This is a genomic window from Lysinibacillus cavernae, assembly GCF_009724685.1.
Taxonomy (GTDB): domain Bacteria; phylum Bacillota; class Bacilli; order Bacillales_A; family Planococcaceae; genus Lysinibacillus; species Lysinibacillus cavernae.
Genome location: NZ_WMEF01000009.1, coordinates 162,788 through 177,950, shown reverse-complemented (window position 1 = coordinate 177,950; position 15,163 = coordinate 162,788). Strand labels below are relative to the sequence as shown.

The window sequence follows — 15,163 nt, the reverse complement described above, 5'->3', positions numbered from 1 at the left end:
GGCGACGATCCATGAGTGAACCGATGATGGACCGCGTTCCACCGCATAACCGGGAGGCGGAGCAATCGGTTATCGGTGCTATTTTTCTTGAACCACAGGCGTTAATAACAGCATCAGAAATTTTATTGGCAGATGATTTTTATTTAAATGCCCATAAGACAATTTTTGAAACAATGCTTCGTTTGAGTGATCAAGGAAAAGCAATAGATGTTGTAACAGTTACTGAAGAATTATCAGCTAAAAAAGAGATTGAAGACGTTGGCGGGCTATCCTATTTACTAGAGCTCGCCAATGCTGTCCCTACAGCTGCCAACGTCGCACACTATGCCAAAATCGTAGAGGAAAAGGCGCTATTACGTCGATTGATTCGTGTAGCTACTAAAATCGTAGAGGACGGCTACACGCGTGAAGACGAGGTAGAGGCATTATTAGGTGAAGCAGAGAAGAAAATGATGGAGGTTGCCAATCGAAAGAATGCTGGTGACTTTAAGCATGTTAAAGATGTGCTAGTGGAAACCTTCGATAATATTGAGCGACTTCAATCACAAAAGGGAGATGTAACGGGTATACCGACAGGCTTCCGTGATTTAGACAACATTACTGCTGGCTTCCAACGCAATGACTTAATCATTGTAGCGGCACGTCCATCTGTAGGGAAAACAGCCTTTGCATTGAATGTTGCGCAAAGTGTCGCTGTACAAGCACGTGAAAATGTGGCAATCTTCTCTTTAGAGATGGGTGCAGAGCAACTTGTTATGCGTATGCTTTGTGCAGAAGGGAATATTGATGCGCAAGTTTTACGTACAGGTGCTTTAACTACGGAAGATTGGGGTAAACTAACTATGGCAATGGGTAGTTTATCGAATTCAGGGATTTTTATTGATGATACACCGGGTGTACGTATCAATGAAATTCGTGCGAAATGTCGACGTTTAGCACAAGAAAATGGACTTGGCATGATCTTAATCGATTACTTACAGCTAATTCAAGGTAGTGGTAAACCAGGGGAAAACCGTCAGCAAGAGGTATCGGAAATTTCACGTTCCTTAAAAGGATTAGCGCGTGAATTAAAGGTTCCTGTCATTGCGTTATCACAGCTATCTCGTGGGGTTGAGCAACGACAAGATAAACGACCAATGATGAGTGACTTACGTGAATCGGGAAGTATTGAGCAAGATGCCGATATTGTTGCCTTTTTATACCGTGATGACTATTACGATAAAGAATCTGAGAGTAAAAATATGATCGAAATTATTATTGCAAAGCAGCGTAATGGTCCAACAGGAACAGTTACACTCGCCTTTAAAAAGGAATTCAATAAATTTATTAATGTGGATTGGTCACAAATGCCACCACCACCGCCGCGTGATTAGTCATATTACTCATGATTCAGATAAATTGCCTCTTACGTAATGAACGATTACCCTTAGATTGAATTAATCTGAATGTTCGATAATATTCATACCATTCTGTTATTAAACACGAACGTTAAATCAGATTTTTTGATTTTACGTTCGTGTTTTTTCACTATTTTTTATTGACGTGGTGTTTCTATCATTGTTACAATGATTTAGGCTTGAAAATTGAGATACAAAGGTATCTAACGGAGGTGCTGATTATGACATCAGTAGTAGTTGTAGGAACACAGTGGGGAGACGAAGGAAAAGGTAAAATTACAGATTTCCTTTCGCAAAAAGCCGATGCAATCGCTCGTTTTGCAGGTGGAGATAATGCAGGACATACCATTAAAATTGATGGTGAAACATATAAACTACATTTAATTCCATCAGGTATCTTCTATAAAGAAAAAACTTCAGTAATTGGTAATGGGTTAGTTGTCAATCCAAAGTCAATTGTAACAGAGCTTAAAGGTTTACAAGAGCGTGGTATTAATACAGATAATCTACGTATTTCTAATCGTGCGCATGTTATTTTGCCTTATCATATTAAGCAAGATATAGCGGATGAAGAAAGCCGTGGCGATAATAAAATCGGAACGACTTGTAAAGGGATTGGACCTTGTTATCAAGATAAAGTAGCTCGTATTGGTATCCGTATGGCTGATTTACTTGATAAGGAAATCTTTGAAGAAAAACTACGTCATAATTTAGCCATTAAAAATAAATTATTTGAGAAATTCTATGAGGTTGAAGGCGTAACATTCGAAGAAATTTTCGAGGAATACTATGGTTACGGACAAGAAATCGCAAAATATGTAACAGATACATCTAAAATCTTAAATGATGTACTTGATGAAGGCGGTAAAGTGTTATTTGAAGGTGCACAAGGGATTTTACTTGATGTCGATCAAGGTACGTACCCATATGTAACATCTTCAAATCCTGTTGCAGGTGGAGTAGCGATTGGCGCAGGTGTTGGTCCATCTCTGGTGACAAGTGTTATTGGTGTATCTAAGGCCTATACTTCTCGTGTAGGTGATGGTCCTTTCCCAACAGAGTTATTCGATGAAGTGGGTCAACAAATTCGTGAAGTGGGTCGTGAATACGGTACAACAACAGGTCGCCCACGCCGTGTAGGATGGTTTGACACAGTAGTTGTTCGTCACTCACGTCGCGTAAGTGGGATTACACATCTTGCACTTAACTCTATTGATGTTTTATCTGGTTTAGAAACAGTAAAAATTTGTACAGCATATGACTATAAAGGTGAAACAATCACAGAGTATCCGGCAAATCTTCATATTATTGAGCAATGTCAGCCGATTTATGAAGAACTTCCAGGCTGGTCAGAGGATGTAACAAGCTGTCGCACTTTAGAAGAGCTACCTGAAAATGCACGACGTTATGTAGAGCGTATCAGTGAGTTAACAGGTATCCAAATTGCTACTTTCTCAGTTGGACCTGCACGTGAGCAAACAAACGTTTTAGTTGATGTTTGGGAAGCGTAATTAACGAGATAAAATGAAATGGGCGTGCCACATATGGCACGCCCATTTTTTAGTGAATATCCTTCTTCTTAAAGCGACCACCTTTTACCTCTGCAATATTACCAATGGCTAAAAATGCATTGTCATCAATATCAGCGACAATTGATTTTAGCTTAGATTCTTCTAATCGAGTAATAACAGTAAATATGACTTTCTTATCGTTACCCGTATAAGCTCCTTCACCATGAAGGAAAGTAACGCCACGACCAAGTCGATCCATAATAGTTTGTCCAATTTCATCAATCTCATCACTTATGATATAAACAGATTTTGATTCTTCCAATCCTTGAATAACAATATCTATCATTTTATAAGCAATATAGTAGGCAATGATGGAGTACATGGCCTGCTCCCAAGTAAAAATAAACCCTGCCACCGTAAAAATAATGATGTTGAAAAACATGATGATTTCTCCAACTGAAAAAGGCGTCTTGCTATTAAATAAAATCGCTAATATTTCAGTTCCATCCAATGAACCACCATAACGAATGACAATACCAACACCAACCCCTAAAATCATACCGCCAAAAACTGTAGCCAATAGTGTGTCTTCCGTAAATGGGTGCAAGTTATGTAAGGCAAGTGTTGCCGATGATAGTACGGTAATACCTAAGCCTGTAGACAGTGCGAAAGTTTTACCGATTTGTTTGTAGCCCAAAAAAATAAAAGGTAAGTTTAAAATGAAGATGAAAATACCAAGGGGCAAATTTAATAAATGAGATGTGATAATGGAAACACCTACTATGCCACCATCCATAATGTGGTTGGGTACTAAAAACAATTCCAAGCCCAATGCCATTATAATTGCACCTAGCGATACCATAATAATCCTTAGAAAAATCTTTCGCATATTATTTTTCTGATGTCTCAACATTTTAGTTGCATTCTCAGAGGTTTGTGAATCACTCAATTTAATCGCTCCAATCAAATAGTGTACCTTCTTATATATTTTATCGGAATATTAAAAAAGTAAAAAGTAATAAGTCGAAATTCACTTGAAAAAATTTATAGATTAGTATACCAATGCCTTAATATATTTGATCCAATACATCAATAGACATGAGAAGTTATTTTTTAAAACCTAATATATGAATAAAAATACATTATTTATAAACTATTTAAATTATATTCTATGTAACAATTAGTAGATAAATAATACATTTACATTACAAAAGGGTGAAATCATTCAAACGTCATTTTCTTTATGGTACATTATAAGGGTGCAAAAAATCCTTGTAGGTAGATCATCCTACTATAGGGCAAAGTTGGAAGGGGCTTTATTGATGAATTCGTTTTGGAAAAGAAAAGAAGAAAACAATAGATTCACCTACAATTTTTCTTCTTTTAAAAAGGCTTCAATTATTGCAGTTTTAATGACAAGCCTAACGATTAATATGGGGTTTGCTAAGGAATATAACAAAGAAAACTTAAATAAAATTTACCACGTTTATGTGGGTAATGAATACATTGGTGCAGTGTCTGATGAAAAAGCCATTCAAGAAATCATTGCATCAAAAGAAAAAGTAGCAAGTCAGCAATTCAAGGGATTAGCTATCGATGCTAGATCAGCTGTTAAAATAATCCCAGAACAAGTATTTATAAATGAAACAAAAGATGCAGAAACATTATCAAAACTTGAACAATCTTTAGTTGCTAAATCCGACGCTTTTACACTAATGGTAGATCATAAACCAGTTGTATCATTAAAGAATACTGAGGCTTATGAAAAAACTGTTCAGATGCTAAAGCTACAATATGTTTCTCAGCAAGAATTAGATAAATTAGCTAAAAATCAGCAAGCTACTAATAATTTACCAGACTTACAAAATGGTGAATCACGTCTTCTAGATATTTCGTTTAAACAGGGAGTTTCAGGGGTATCACAAAAAATTTCACCGACTGATATTGTATCACCTGAACAGGCAGTAAAATATTTAATGACTGGCTATCTAGAACAAGACACATATAAAATTCAATCAGGTGATGTATTAGGGTCAGTTGCTAAAAAACATAATTTAACAACAAGCGAACTGCTAGCTTTGAACCCTGATATTACAGTGGATACGGTTTTGCAAATTGAACAAGAACTAAATGTGACAGTAGCAAAACCATTTGTAACGCTTGAGGTAAAAAAGAAGAAAAAAGTTGCAGATGTTATTCCATTTAAAAATGTAGTGGAAGAAGATCCTACAATGTATAAAGGCGAAAAAGTAATCAAGCAAGAAGGTGCTAATGGCAAAAAGGAAACAACATATGCATTAACATCTGAAAATGGTAAACAAACTTCAAAAGTTGCATTAGAAGAAAAAATTGTCCAACAACCAGTAGACCAAATCGAAGTAGTTGGTACAAAGGTAGTCTCTTCACGTGGAACTGGTGAGTTTGGATGGCCAGCAGTAGGGGGCTATATCTCAAGTGGAATGGGTGAACGTTGGGGAGCTCTCCACCGTGGTATTGATATCGCTCGTCCAAGTAACTATAATATTTTAGCTGCTGATAATGGTGTAGTCGTTGCAGCTGGTACTTCAGGAACGTATGGTAATCGAATTGTCATTAATCACAACAATGGTTATACAACACTTTATGGACATCTATCTTCAATTAATGTTGAAGTGGGACAAGTAGTGGAGAGAGGCTCTGTTATCGGAATTATGGGCTCCACTGGAAATTCAACAGGGACACACTTACACTTTGAAGTTGAAAAGAACGGTTCCTTAGTTAATCCATTATCATATGTAAGTCGATAACCATGTTGAATAGGAGGCAGTCCAAATAGTGGACTGTCTTTTTCAATTATTTCCCGAGAAATATTTGTTGAAATAGGATGCATTATGTCACAGTATTAGAAGAATTGAATATCGATTAATGCATAGAAACTGAAAGCATGATAGAGTTAAGAGTAGTGAATTTAACAAATACACGATGTTTAAGAATAGATAAAAAGCGAAAGGGAGAGAATGTATGAACAAAACAATCCTAGTTGTTGATGATGAAAAACCAATCGCAGATATTTTGCAATTTAATTTAATAAAAGAAGGCTATAAAGTTATTTGTGCTTATGATGGTGATGAGGCATTAAAAAGGGTTGAGGAAGAACAACCAGATTTAATGCTGTTAGATATCATGCTGCCAAAGCGTGATGGTATGGAGGTTTGTAGAGAAGTTCGAAAAAAATATGACTTCCCTATTATTATGCTAACAGCTAAAGGCTCTGAGATTGATAAAGTATTAGGGTTAGAAATGGGCGCAGATGATTATGTGACAAAGCCATTTAGTACACGAGAGCTTATTGCACGTGTGAAGGCTAATATGCGCCGTCTACAAGTGGTTGCTCCTGCAGCAGAAGAGGCTGAAGAAGAGTCTAATGAAATTGTCGTAGGATCTCTTGTCATTCAACCTGATGCTTATTTAGTAATGAAGCGTGATGAGGCGATTGAACTGACGCATCGTGAATTTGAGCTACTTCATTATTTAGGGAAACATATTGGTCAAGTTATGACACGAGAGCATCTACTACAAACTGTATGGGGCTATGATTACTTTGGTGATGTACGAACTGTTGACGTAACAATTCGCCGTTTACGTGAAAAAATTGAGGATAATCCTAGTCATCCTGCTTGGATTGTTACTCGACGTGGTGTAGGTTATTATTTACGAAATCCTGAACAGGAGTAATAGGAATGCAGAAAGTGAGCTTCTTTAAATCCATTCATGTCAAACTAGTGCTGATTTATATTTTATTAATACTGCTTGCTTTACAAATTATCGGTATCTATTTCGCTCGTGAATTAGAACGAAATTTGAAGAGCAACTTCCAAGATTCCATTTTTCAGCGTGTTGACTTGATGCAATATAGTATTCGTGAAGAAATTTTAAAGGAACGCGATGAAAGCATGCCTAAACTAGAGGAAAGCTTAAAATCAATTGTGATGGAGTTTTCTACGGGTTTAAAGGATGTTTCGAATGGGGATATTTTAGAAATTCGTGTCATTGATGATAGACAAAGAATACTTGCAACATCTGAGCTTGAGAATCAAAATTTAATAGGACAACGCTCTAATACTGACCTTGTGCGACGAGCAATATCTGCAGAAACACTCTTTGATATCATAAAATTGGATAATAAAACAAGAAATCGAGTTTGGGTATTAGCAAACCCAATTCGAGCTGGTGCAGGACCAGACGATGAAATCATCGGTGTTCTATATATTGAAGCGAATATTGAATCTGTTTTTGAACAAATGAATGATATTAACCGTATTTTCCTCGGTGGTACGGCTATGTCTTTAGTCATTACCATCTTCCTAGGTATTCTAGTTGCACGAACAATTACGCAGCCAATTGCTGATATGCGAAAACAGGCTCAGGCGATGGCGAAAGGAAACTATTCTCGAAAAGTACGAGTATACGGTACAGATGAAATAGGACAGCTTGCTATCACCTTTAATCATTTAACCAATCGTTTACAAGAGGCGCAATCTACAACAGAAGCTGAACGACGAAAATTGGATTCGGTTTTGAGTAATATGACAGATGGAGTTATTGCAACAGACCGCAAGGGGCGTATTATTCTAATCAATGACCCTGCACTGGAATTACTGCATATTTCAAGAGATATTACATTAGGCCGCCCTATTGCTTCTGTGTTAGGAATTGATCAGGAATATGGCTTTGAAGACTTAATCCACATGAATGATGCAATCAATTTAGACTTCAGTACAGCAGATGCACCATATATATTACGTGCCAATTTCTCTGTTATTCAGAAAGAGACAGGCTTTATTAATGGTCTTATTACTGTACTGCACGATATTACGGAGCAAGAAAAAATAGAAATGGATCGTCGAGAGTTTGTATCAAATGTGTCTCATGAGTTAAGAACACCATTAACAACAATGCGTAGTTACTTAGAGGCACTAGCAGATGGGGCATGGAAAGATGAAAATATTGCTCCTACATTTTTAAATGTGACACAAACAGAAACAGAGCGTATGATTCGTCTAGTAAATGATTTACTACAATTATCGCGAATGGATAGTTCAGATTATGAGTTGAATAAAGATATTGTCTTATTCAATTCATTCTTTAACCGTATTATCGATCGATTTGAAATGGCTAAATCTGATAAAGTGCAGTTTGCACGACTATTCCCAGAAACCTCCTTCTATGTTGAAATTGATACAGATAAGGTGACGCAAGTTATTGATAATATTATTTCAAACGCAATTAAATATTCACCAGATGGTGGTAATATTCGTTTTGGCTTTACTGGACAAGGAGACATGCTGAAGGTCATGATTTCAGATGATGGCATGGGTATTCCTAAAGAAAACGTAGGTCGTATTTTTGACCGTTTCTATCGTGTTGACCGTGCGCGTGCTCGTTCTATGGGAGGAACCGGATTGGGACTTGCTATTGCGCAGGAAATGATTGAAGCACATGGAGGTAAGATTTGGGCTGAAAGTGAAGAAGGACAAGGTACAACGATTTTCTTCACATTACCATATGATGCAGATGAATTTGGTGAGGCAGGTGAGTGGGAATGAAATATATAGAACCCGTTAAATCTGTTGTATTATTTCTACTTGTTATGCTAAGTGTGGTCTTAACCTTTTTGGTTTGGACTTATACGCCTGATTATAAATATATTGAAAAAACAGAGGGAAAAGAAATTTTAATTAAGCCTCAAAAGGATATGGAGGATATTATTCGTCCATACAAGGCTATTTTCCGTTCCGATGAAGAATTTACAGGTACAGTATCTAACGCTGCTATGAAGGATTTAATGAAAGCATTTAAAGGTTGGAATGTTCTAGACTTAGCGCCTGTAAACAACAATCTGGCTCCAAACTATGTGAATCAGATCATTGGCGCAGATAATCGAATGACAATCTTTTTTACTGGAGAGGTTCCTTTTTCAGCCTTTAATACTATTTTTCAATTTGCTGATAAAGAGTTACCAGAAACAACTTTCAATCGTATGATTATAGATTGGAGTAATTATAATAGTAAAGATTTAATGGTTTATTATATTAGTGGCAATAATCAATCGTTATTCAGATCACATGTCAGTGTGCCAAACATGAATCAGTTTATACAAGAAGTCATTGAGCCTGCAAAAAAATATGAAGCGTTTAAAGAAATAGAGCGAGAGGGCTACACATCTCTTTATTTGGCTAACAATAAAATTGAATCTGTAAAATATACGTACTTTATTGAAGATATTACACCAGAACTATTTAAAAATGTGTTATTCCCAGATCCAAACATTGTGCAGCGTAATGTTGAAAGTGCATCCTCTGAAAAATATACAGATGGTATGTCGTTAATGACATTAGATACAAATCTCAAATCATTAAACTATGTTTATCCTGCTGCAGAAAGCAGTATACGAATTGAGCCATCAAAGCTATTAAAGGATAGCTTTGAGTTTATCAATGAGCATGGCGGATTTACAGCAGATTTTCGTTATGCTTCAACAAACACTAATAAAAACCAAATGGATTATCAAATGTATTTGCAAGGTTTCCCTGTCTATAGCAATCATGTTATTACACGAATGACGACAATTTGGGGAGATAGCCGAATTTTCCATTATAAGCGACCATACTTTTCATTAGATATGGATATTTCATTAGAGAAAGAAATTAAAGAATTACCATCTGGTGCAGAAATTGCTGAGAAATTAAATAATTCTAGCAATATTGCCTTGTCAGATACCGATGAAATTGTTTTGGGCTATTATTTAACGCAAAATCAAGATCAGAATATATTTACTTTCGAACCTTGTTGGTTTGTTATTCGTAATGGTACATGGATTAAACTGACACCTGAAGTAATAGGAGGTGTTAAAACTGGATTGGAATAGAACAAAGTCTATTTTTATATTCGTTTTTTTGATTTTAAACATCTTCTTGTATTTTCTTTATGTAAGTCGCTATAATGAAGCGAAAGATATTGAGGTACCTGGTGAAAAAACAATAGAGGCTCGTTTAAAAGATGACAATATTACATATGGTACATTGCCAAATAATATTGAATCTGCCTCTTATATGTCGGCCCAAGTACATAAATTTACGAAGGCTGAATTTAATGATACAAACCAACAAATCAACATTCCGGATGATGATACAAAAGTTCGTGCTATTTTCATGAAACCTGTTAAATTACGAAATGTGAGTGATGATGCAAGCTTCACCGATTTTGTCCTTGCAAACGTAAATGAAGGAGCATCCTATGCCTTATGGAAAGTAGATCGTGAAGAACGTGTCGCAATCTTTTTCCAAAAGACTAATAATCGGATGTTCTATTACAACGGTTCATTAAAAATAAAATGGAATACAAACAATGAAGTAACAATGTATGAACAAACAATGATTGATAATATTGAAGAAATGGAACAGCAGGAAACGGTCATTCCACCACTTCAAATTATTCAAACTTTGTATGCAAAAGGACAGCTCAAGCCAGATTCACGCATTACGCAAATGAAGTTAGGTTACTCAACGCTTGTTAAACTAACTCGTACACAGGTATTGGTGCCAACATGGGAAGTGCGAGTTAAGTTATCAGATGGAGAAACAGAAGAGTATTTTGTGAATGCAGTGGAAGGCAAAGTCATCGAAATCCAGGAGGACAAGCAAGAGAGCGAAGAAGAAGACTGGGGAGTTGAATAATGCGATTTAGTGTTTTAGCAAGTGGCAGTACAGGAAATTCGATTTATATAGAGAATGACGATTATGCCTTTATCGTTGATGCGGGTCTTAGTGGAAAAAAGATGGAGCAGCTCTTTACAAAAGTCGATCGTAATATGAAGCAGCTTAGTGGTATCTTTGTTACACATGAGCACAGTGATCATATTAAAGGCATTGGTGTACTGGCACGAAAATATAATGTACCTATTTATGCAAACGCCAAAACGTGGCAGGCAATGGACGGGCTAGTTGGGGACATTCCTGTAGAGCAACGTTTTGAATTTGAAATGGATACAGTAAAGCATTTTGGTTCTTTAGCCGTTGAATCCTTTGCCGTTTCACATGATGCAGCAGATCCAATGTTCTACACTTTCCATGAGGATGACCGCAAGCTTGTTATAATTACAGATACAGGCTATGTCAGTGATCGTATGAAAGGTATTATCCGTGGTGCAGATTCCTTTGTTTTTGAAAGTAATCATGATGTCAATATGCTTCAAATGGGGCGCTATCCTTGGTCCATTAAACGCCGTATTTTAAGTGATGTAGGCCATGTATCCAATGAAGATGCAGCTATCGCAATGAGTGAGGTTGTATTCGATAAGACTACAAATATTTATCTTTCACATTTAAGTAAGGATAATAATATGAAAGAGCTGGCACGCATGAGTGTCACACAAACTTTGCAATCTTGCGGTATTCTTGTCGGCGAGCATGTTCATCTTTACGATACAGATGCAGAGGAACCAACAAAATTAGTCACAGTTTAATCATGAGGTCTTTAGGCAAAACTTGAAGCTGCTCAACGCATTTTAAAAAATGCATGGAGCAGCTATTTTTATGCTCATTTTATTTGTTTTTCATCTGATTTTAATGTTTGAATTGTAGGATTAGGGTAACAATTAACAAATAGCAGTAAACGAAAGGATGAGGAACATGAGTTATTTTCAAGATGATGATAAAAATAGTGATTTTTTAAAAAATGATGAAATATCGAAATCACCTCTTCAAGAAAGACTGGAGCGCGAGGAGCAAGAAATGCAGGCCAAGCGTCTAAAAAAGAAAGGTAGTGGCGGAGGAAAAGGTGGCTACTTCTTTAGCGGTCTGATCGGTGTTATTATAGGTGCTTTACTTGTATGGCTTATGTTACCTGGACTGGTCAATCAAATGCCTGGTACAACATCAAGTGGTACAGGAGAAAATAATACAACGATTAACCAAGTGGCTACAGAGGTAAAGACAGATGTTACCGCAGCAGTTGATAAGGCTTCAGCAGCAGTTGTTGGGATCACAAATATTCAAGAAATAACAAGTCAGGGCTTTTGGAGCCCACCATCGACAACAACAAAAGAAGCAGGAAGCGGTTCAGGTGTTGTTTATAAAATTGAAGGTGACAAAGCCTTTATCGTAACAAATAACCACGTTATTGAAGGAGCTAAACAGTTAGAGGTCACAATGCCAGACGGAACGAAGGAACCAGCACAATTAGTGGGCCATGATGTTTGGACAGACCTTGCTGTCATTTCAATTAGCTCAAAAAATGTAAAAACAGTTGCGACATTCGGTAACTCCGATGTGTTAAAACAAGGCGAAACAGTGATTGCCATTGGTAATCCACTTGGTTTAGACTTCTATGGCTCTGTTACAACTGGTGTTGTATCTGGTAAAGACCGTTCTGTACCAGTAGATTTAAATGGTGATGGTACGGAGGACTGGCAACAAGAAGTATTACAAACAGATGCGGCCATTAACCCAGGGAATAGTGGAGGAGCACTTGTCAACTTAGCTGGAGAATTAATAGGGATTAACTCCATGAAAATTGCCGAATCCTCTATTGAAGGTTTAGGTTTCTCTATTCCCATTAATTCAGCTATTCCAATTATCGAGGAGTTAGAGAAAAATGGTGAAATGAAACGTCCAACAATGGGTATTTCATTAGCAGACTTAACAGATGTCCCAGCATTTTATCAGCAACAAACATTAAAATTACCAGCTGAGGTGACAACAGGTGTTGTTGTAACGGATGTAATGAACAACTCAGCAGCATCAGAAGCAGGTGTCCAACAATATGATGTTATTGTTGAAATGGATGGCCAAAAAATTGAAACAGCCATTGATTTACGCAAACATTTATATAATGACAAAAAAATTGGTGATAAGCTTGCATTAAAAGTTTACCGTCAAGGTAAAATAGTTGAGCTATCATTGACATTGACTAACGGCAATACATTGTAAAGAATAAATGAAGAGCGGTGGAGATTGAAAAAGTCTCCATCGCTTTTTTTGTGAGGATGAAGAGATATTTTTATAAAATATTGTGGATAACTAGAAAATTGTGAATACTAATTCTACACAGAAATTAGTGAAAAAAAGGCACTTCTTCCATACATGCCATTCCTTTGTTACAATAGACTGTGGATAACATAGACTGAATTGTGAATAAGTTTGTGGAAATTTCGGAAAATAAGGAGACATCAAAAAATGGAAAAATACAGCTGTGAAAGCCATATAGAACACGCTTTAGACATGTTTGTAGCTGAGCAAAAAGCATTCCCAATTATGGATAAAATCGAAGAGGATAAAAAGTTATCCACAAAGTGTAACTACTGTGAACGGCCAGCAGAATATATTGTATCAAGTAAATAACTTTACACAATATATAGAAATGATATGTGGATATGTTGATAACTTTTGTGGATAATTTGTTTGTAAATGAATTGTAAAGGTGGATAACGTGTGAATATAACGATTGTATCAGTCGGCAAACTAAAAGAAAAGTACTTAAAAATGGGTATAGACGAGTACGTAAAACGCCTTGGCGGCTATGCAAAAATGGATTTGATAGAAGTACCAGATGAAAAAGCACCTGAACAACTAAGTGATGCCGAAATGGACATCGTCAAGAAAAAAGAGGGTGAGCGCATACTAGCTAAAATTAGCCCAGACGCCTATGTAATTGCCTTAGCCATCAACGGCAAAATGAAAACCTCAGAACAAATGGCAGCAGATATCGAATCTCTCATGACCTACGGCAAAAGCAAAATCGCCTTCGTCATCGGCGGCTCTCTCGGCCTACACGAAGACGTACTAAAACGAGCCGACGAACAACAATCATTTGGCAAAATGACTTTACCCCACCAACTTATGAAGCTCGTGCTGGTGGAGCAGATTTATCGGAGTTTTAGGATTATGAAGGGTGAACCGTATCATAAGTAAGTGCGGTTTTTGACTCATATTTAATGTAATAGCTTGTGCCTTTTCTTTTACAAGTTGTTCCGTTGCATATACGTGAAACCAACGTTCACTAGTGTGTAAGGAAGCTCAAATTTAATAGACTGATAACACAAAGCGAAAACTCCAAAGGTGATTGTCTCGACAACAATTACGATTCGTGAGTTTTCGCTTTGTGTCGTTATTTAAGCTTCCCAAATTGTATCTAGTGTATATAATGCTTTGTTCAAAGCACGCCGTAATTGCCAAAAATCATCTTGCACTTTAAGGGTGCTTGCTTTTCTTACATTGGTAAATGTACGCTATTTTCGAACTTCTGGTTAATCCTCATTTGCTTGTCTAGGAATAGCATAGGCTCTTTCACTTTTTTGCTTAGCGTTATAGTTTGATCCTAAAACACCTAGGAGAATAATGATTGTACCGAAAATATGATAGGATTGAATCGTTTCGTTTAAGAAAAGGACGCCAGCAATAATCGTAATTAATGTAGCTAAATTATTAAAGACACTCATTTTTGACGCTTCAATTTGCGAAAGTGCATAATTGGAGAAAAAGGAAGTTCCTAAAGATGAAAGTGCTCCAAGGTAAACAATAGCGATGATAAACGTTCCGCTTGAGAACGGTTCGATGAATTGATGCATCGTTTTCGATATCATATGGTTTCCAATAGCTACAATGTTAAAAAAGATAAAGCCAAAGAGCGTCATAACGTAAGTTATCGTAAAAAATGAGTAATGTTGCACAAGTTTACGTGCTAAAACGGTATTGTAAGCACCAGTAAGGGCTGACAGTAACATAAGGAAAATTCCTTTTACATTTTGTGAACCTGTATCTGCTCCATTCATAACAAAAATGAAAATGACACCTGAGACTGATAATAACACCGAGGCCTTTTGTAATGGTACTGTATGTTCTTTCAAATATACTGATGCTAAAATCAGAGTGAAAATTGGTACAGTAGCTAGAATAATACCGGCTTCTGAAGAAGAAGCATAGACTAGACCGAACGTTTGAAATGTGAAAAACAAAGTAGGATAAATTAAAGCTAACGGAAGAAGCTTACATACGTCCTTCTTTGTTACATTTAAGCGAATTTTTTTCAAGACAATAATAGCAGTAGCAATAACAAAAGCTATAGAAAAGCGGTGTGCCAGTGTATCAAGAGGTGATGTTGCAACAAGGCTCAGTTTTACGAACATAAATGAAAAACCGATGATGAGTGCATACATGGTTGCTGCGAAATAAGCTTTTGTTTTTTTAGACATTTTTACAAAGACTCCAATCCTTTTAT

General features: G+C 36.6%; 13 protein-coding genes. 11 read left to right on the top strand and 2 right to left on the bottom strand.

Going from position 1 to position 15,163, the window contains the following annotated elements; genetic code table 11:
- Positions 1–11 precede the first annotated feature (11 nt).
- Both dnaB and GJU32_RS17180 read left to right on the top strand, forming a co-directional pair.
- Complete coding sequence (gene dnaB / locus GJU32_RS17185) at positions 12–1,373, top strand: replicative DNA helicase (protein WP_155593153.1); 1,362 nt, start codon at positions 12–14, stop codon at positions 1,371–1,373.
- A gap of 245 nt (positions 1,374–1,618) precedes the next feature.
- Complete coding sequence (locus tag GJU32_RS17180; protein ID WP_155593152.1) at positions 1,619–2,908, top strand: adenylosuccinate synthase; 1,290 nt, start codon at positions 1,619–1,621, stop codon at positions 2,906–2,908.
- Between the two features lie 49 nt (positions 2,909–2,957).
- Here the strand turns inward: GJU32_RS17180 and GJU32_RS17175 are convergent, their stop codons facing one another.
- The gene (locus GJU32_RS17175; protein ID WP_196426731.1) at positions 2,958–3,821 is read right to left on the bottom strand and encodes a YitT family protein; all 864 of its coding nucleotides are present in this window, start codon (positions 3,819–3,821) and stop codon (positions 2,958–2,960) included.
- Positions 3,822–4,230: 409 nt separating this feature from the next.
- Here GJU32_RS17175 and GJU32_RS17170 point away from each other — a divergent pair, with 409 nt between their 5' ends.
- The 9 genes from GJU32_RS17170 to rlmH all read left to right on the top strand — a co-directional run bounded on the left by GJU32_RS17170 (position 4,231) and on the right by rlmH (position 13,857).
- A complete protein-coding gene (locus tag GJU32_RS17170; RefSeq protein ID WP_155593150.1) occupies positions 4,231–5,694 on the top strand; it encodes a LysM peptidoglycan-binding domain-containing M23 family metallopeptidase in 1,464 nt (487 codons plus the stop codon).
- Between the two features lie 214 nt (positions 5,695–5,908).
- Entirely contained in the window at positions 5,909–6,622 is a 714-nt protein-coding gene (yycF, locus tag GJU32_RS17165; protein WP_155593149.1) for a response regulator YycF, read from the top strand.
- A 5-nt stretch (positions 6,623–6,627) separates the two neighbouring features.
- The gene (gene walK, locus GJU32_RS17160; protein WP_155593148.1) at positions 6,628–8,493 is read left to right on the top strand and encodes a cell wall metabolism sensor histidine kinase WalK; all 1,866 of its coding nucleotides are present in this window, start codon (positions 6,628–6,630) and stop codon (positions 8,491–8,493) included.
- On the top strand, positions 8,490–9,815 hold the full coding sequence (locus GJU32_RS17155) for a YycH family regulatory protein (protein WP_155593147.1): 1,326 nt from the start codon (positions 8,490–8,492) through the stop codon (positions 9,813–9,815). The genes walK and GJU32_RS17155 overlap by 4 nt, the downstream gene beginning before the upstream one ends.
- A 28-nt stretch (positions 9,816–9,843) precedes the next feature.
- On the top strand, positions 9,844–10,623 hold the full coding sequence (locus GJU32_RS17150) for a two-component system regulatory protein YycI (protein ID WP_230875080.1): 780 nt from the start codon (positions 9,844–9,846) through the stop codon (positions 10,621–10,623).
- A complete protein-coding gene (locus GJU32_RS17145) occupies positions 10,623–11,411 on the top strand; it encodes an MBL fold metallo-hydrolase (RefSeq protein WP_155593146.1) in 789 nt (262 codons plus the stop codon). Before GJU32_RS17150 ends, GJU32_RS17145 begins: the two co-directional genes overlap by 1 nt.
- A 166-nt stretch (positions 11,412–11,577) precedes the next feature.
- Positions 11,578–12,876 (top strand): S1C family serine protease, encoded by a 1,299-nt coding sequence (locus GJU32_RS17140; RefSeq protein ID WP_155593145.1) that lies wholly within the window; start codon positions 11,578–11,580, stop codon positions 12,874–12,876.
- Between the two features lie 246 nt (positions 12,877–13,122).
- The gene (locus tag GJU32_RS17135) at positions 13,123–13,287 is read left to right on the top strand and encodes a CxxH/CxxC protein (RefSeq protein ID WP_155593144.1); all 165 of its coding nucleotides are present in this window, start codon (positions 13,123–13,125) and stop codon (positions 13,285–13,287) included.
- Positions 13,288–13,377: 90 nt separating this feature from the next.
- Positions 13,378–13,857, top strand: a complete 480-nt coding sequence (rlmH, locus tag GJU32_RS17130) for a 23S rRNA (pseudouridine(1915)-N(3))-methyltransferase RlmH (RefSeq protein WP_155593143.1) — start codon at positions 13,378–13,380, stop codon at positions 13,855–13,857.
- Between the two features lie 335 nt (positions 13,858–14,192).
- Here the strand turns inward: rlmH and GJU32_RS17125 are convergent, their stop codons facing one another.
- A complete protein-coding gene (locus GJU32_RS17125; protein WP_196426728.1) occupies positions 14,193–15,137 on the bottom strand; it encodes a DMT family transporter in 945 nt (314 codons plus the stop codon).
- Positions 15,138–15,163: the final 26 nt, after the last annotated feature.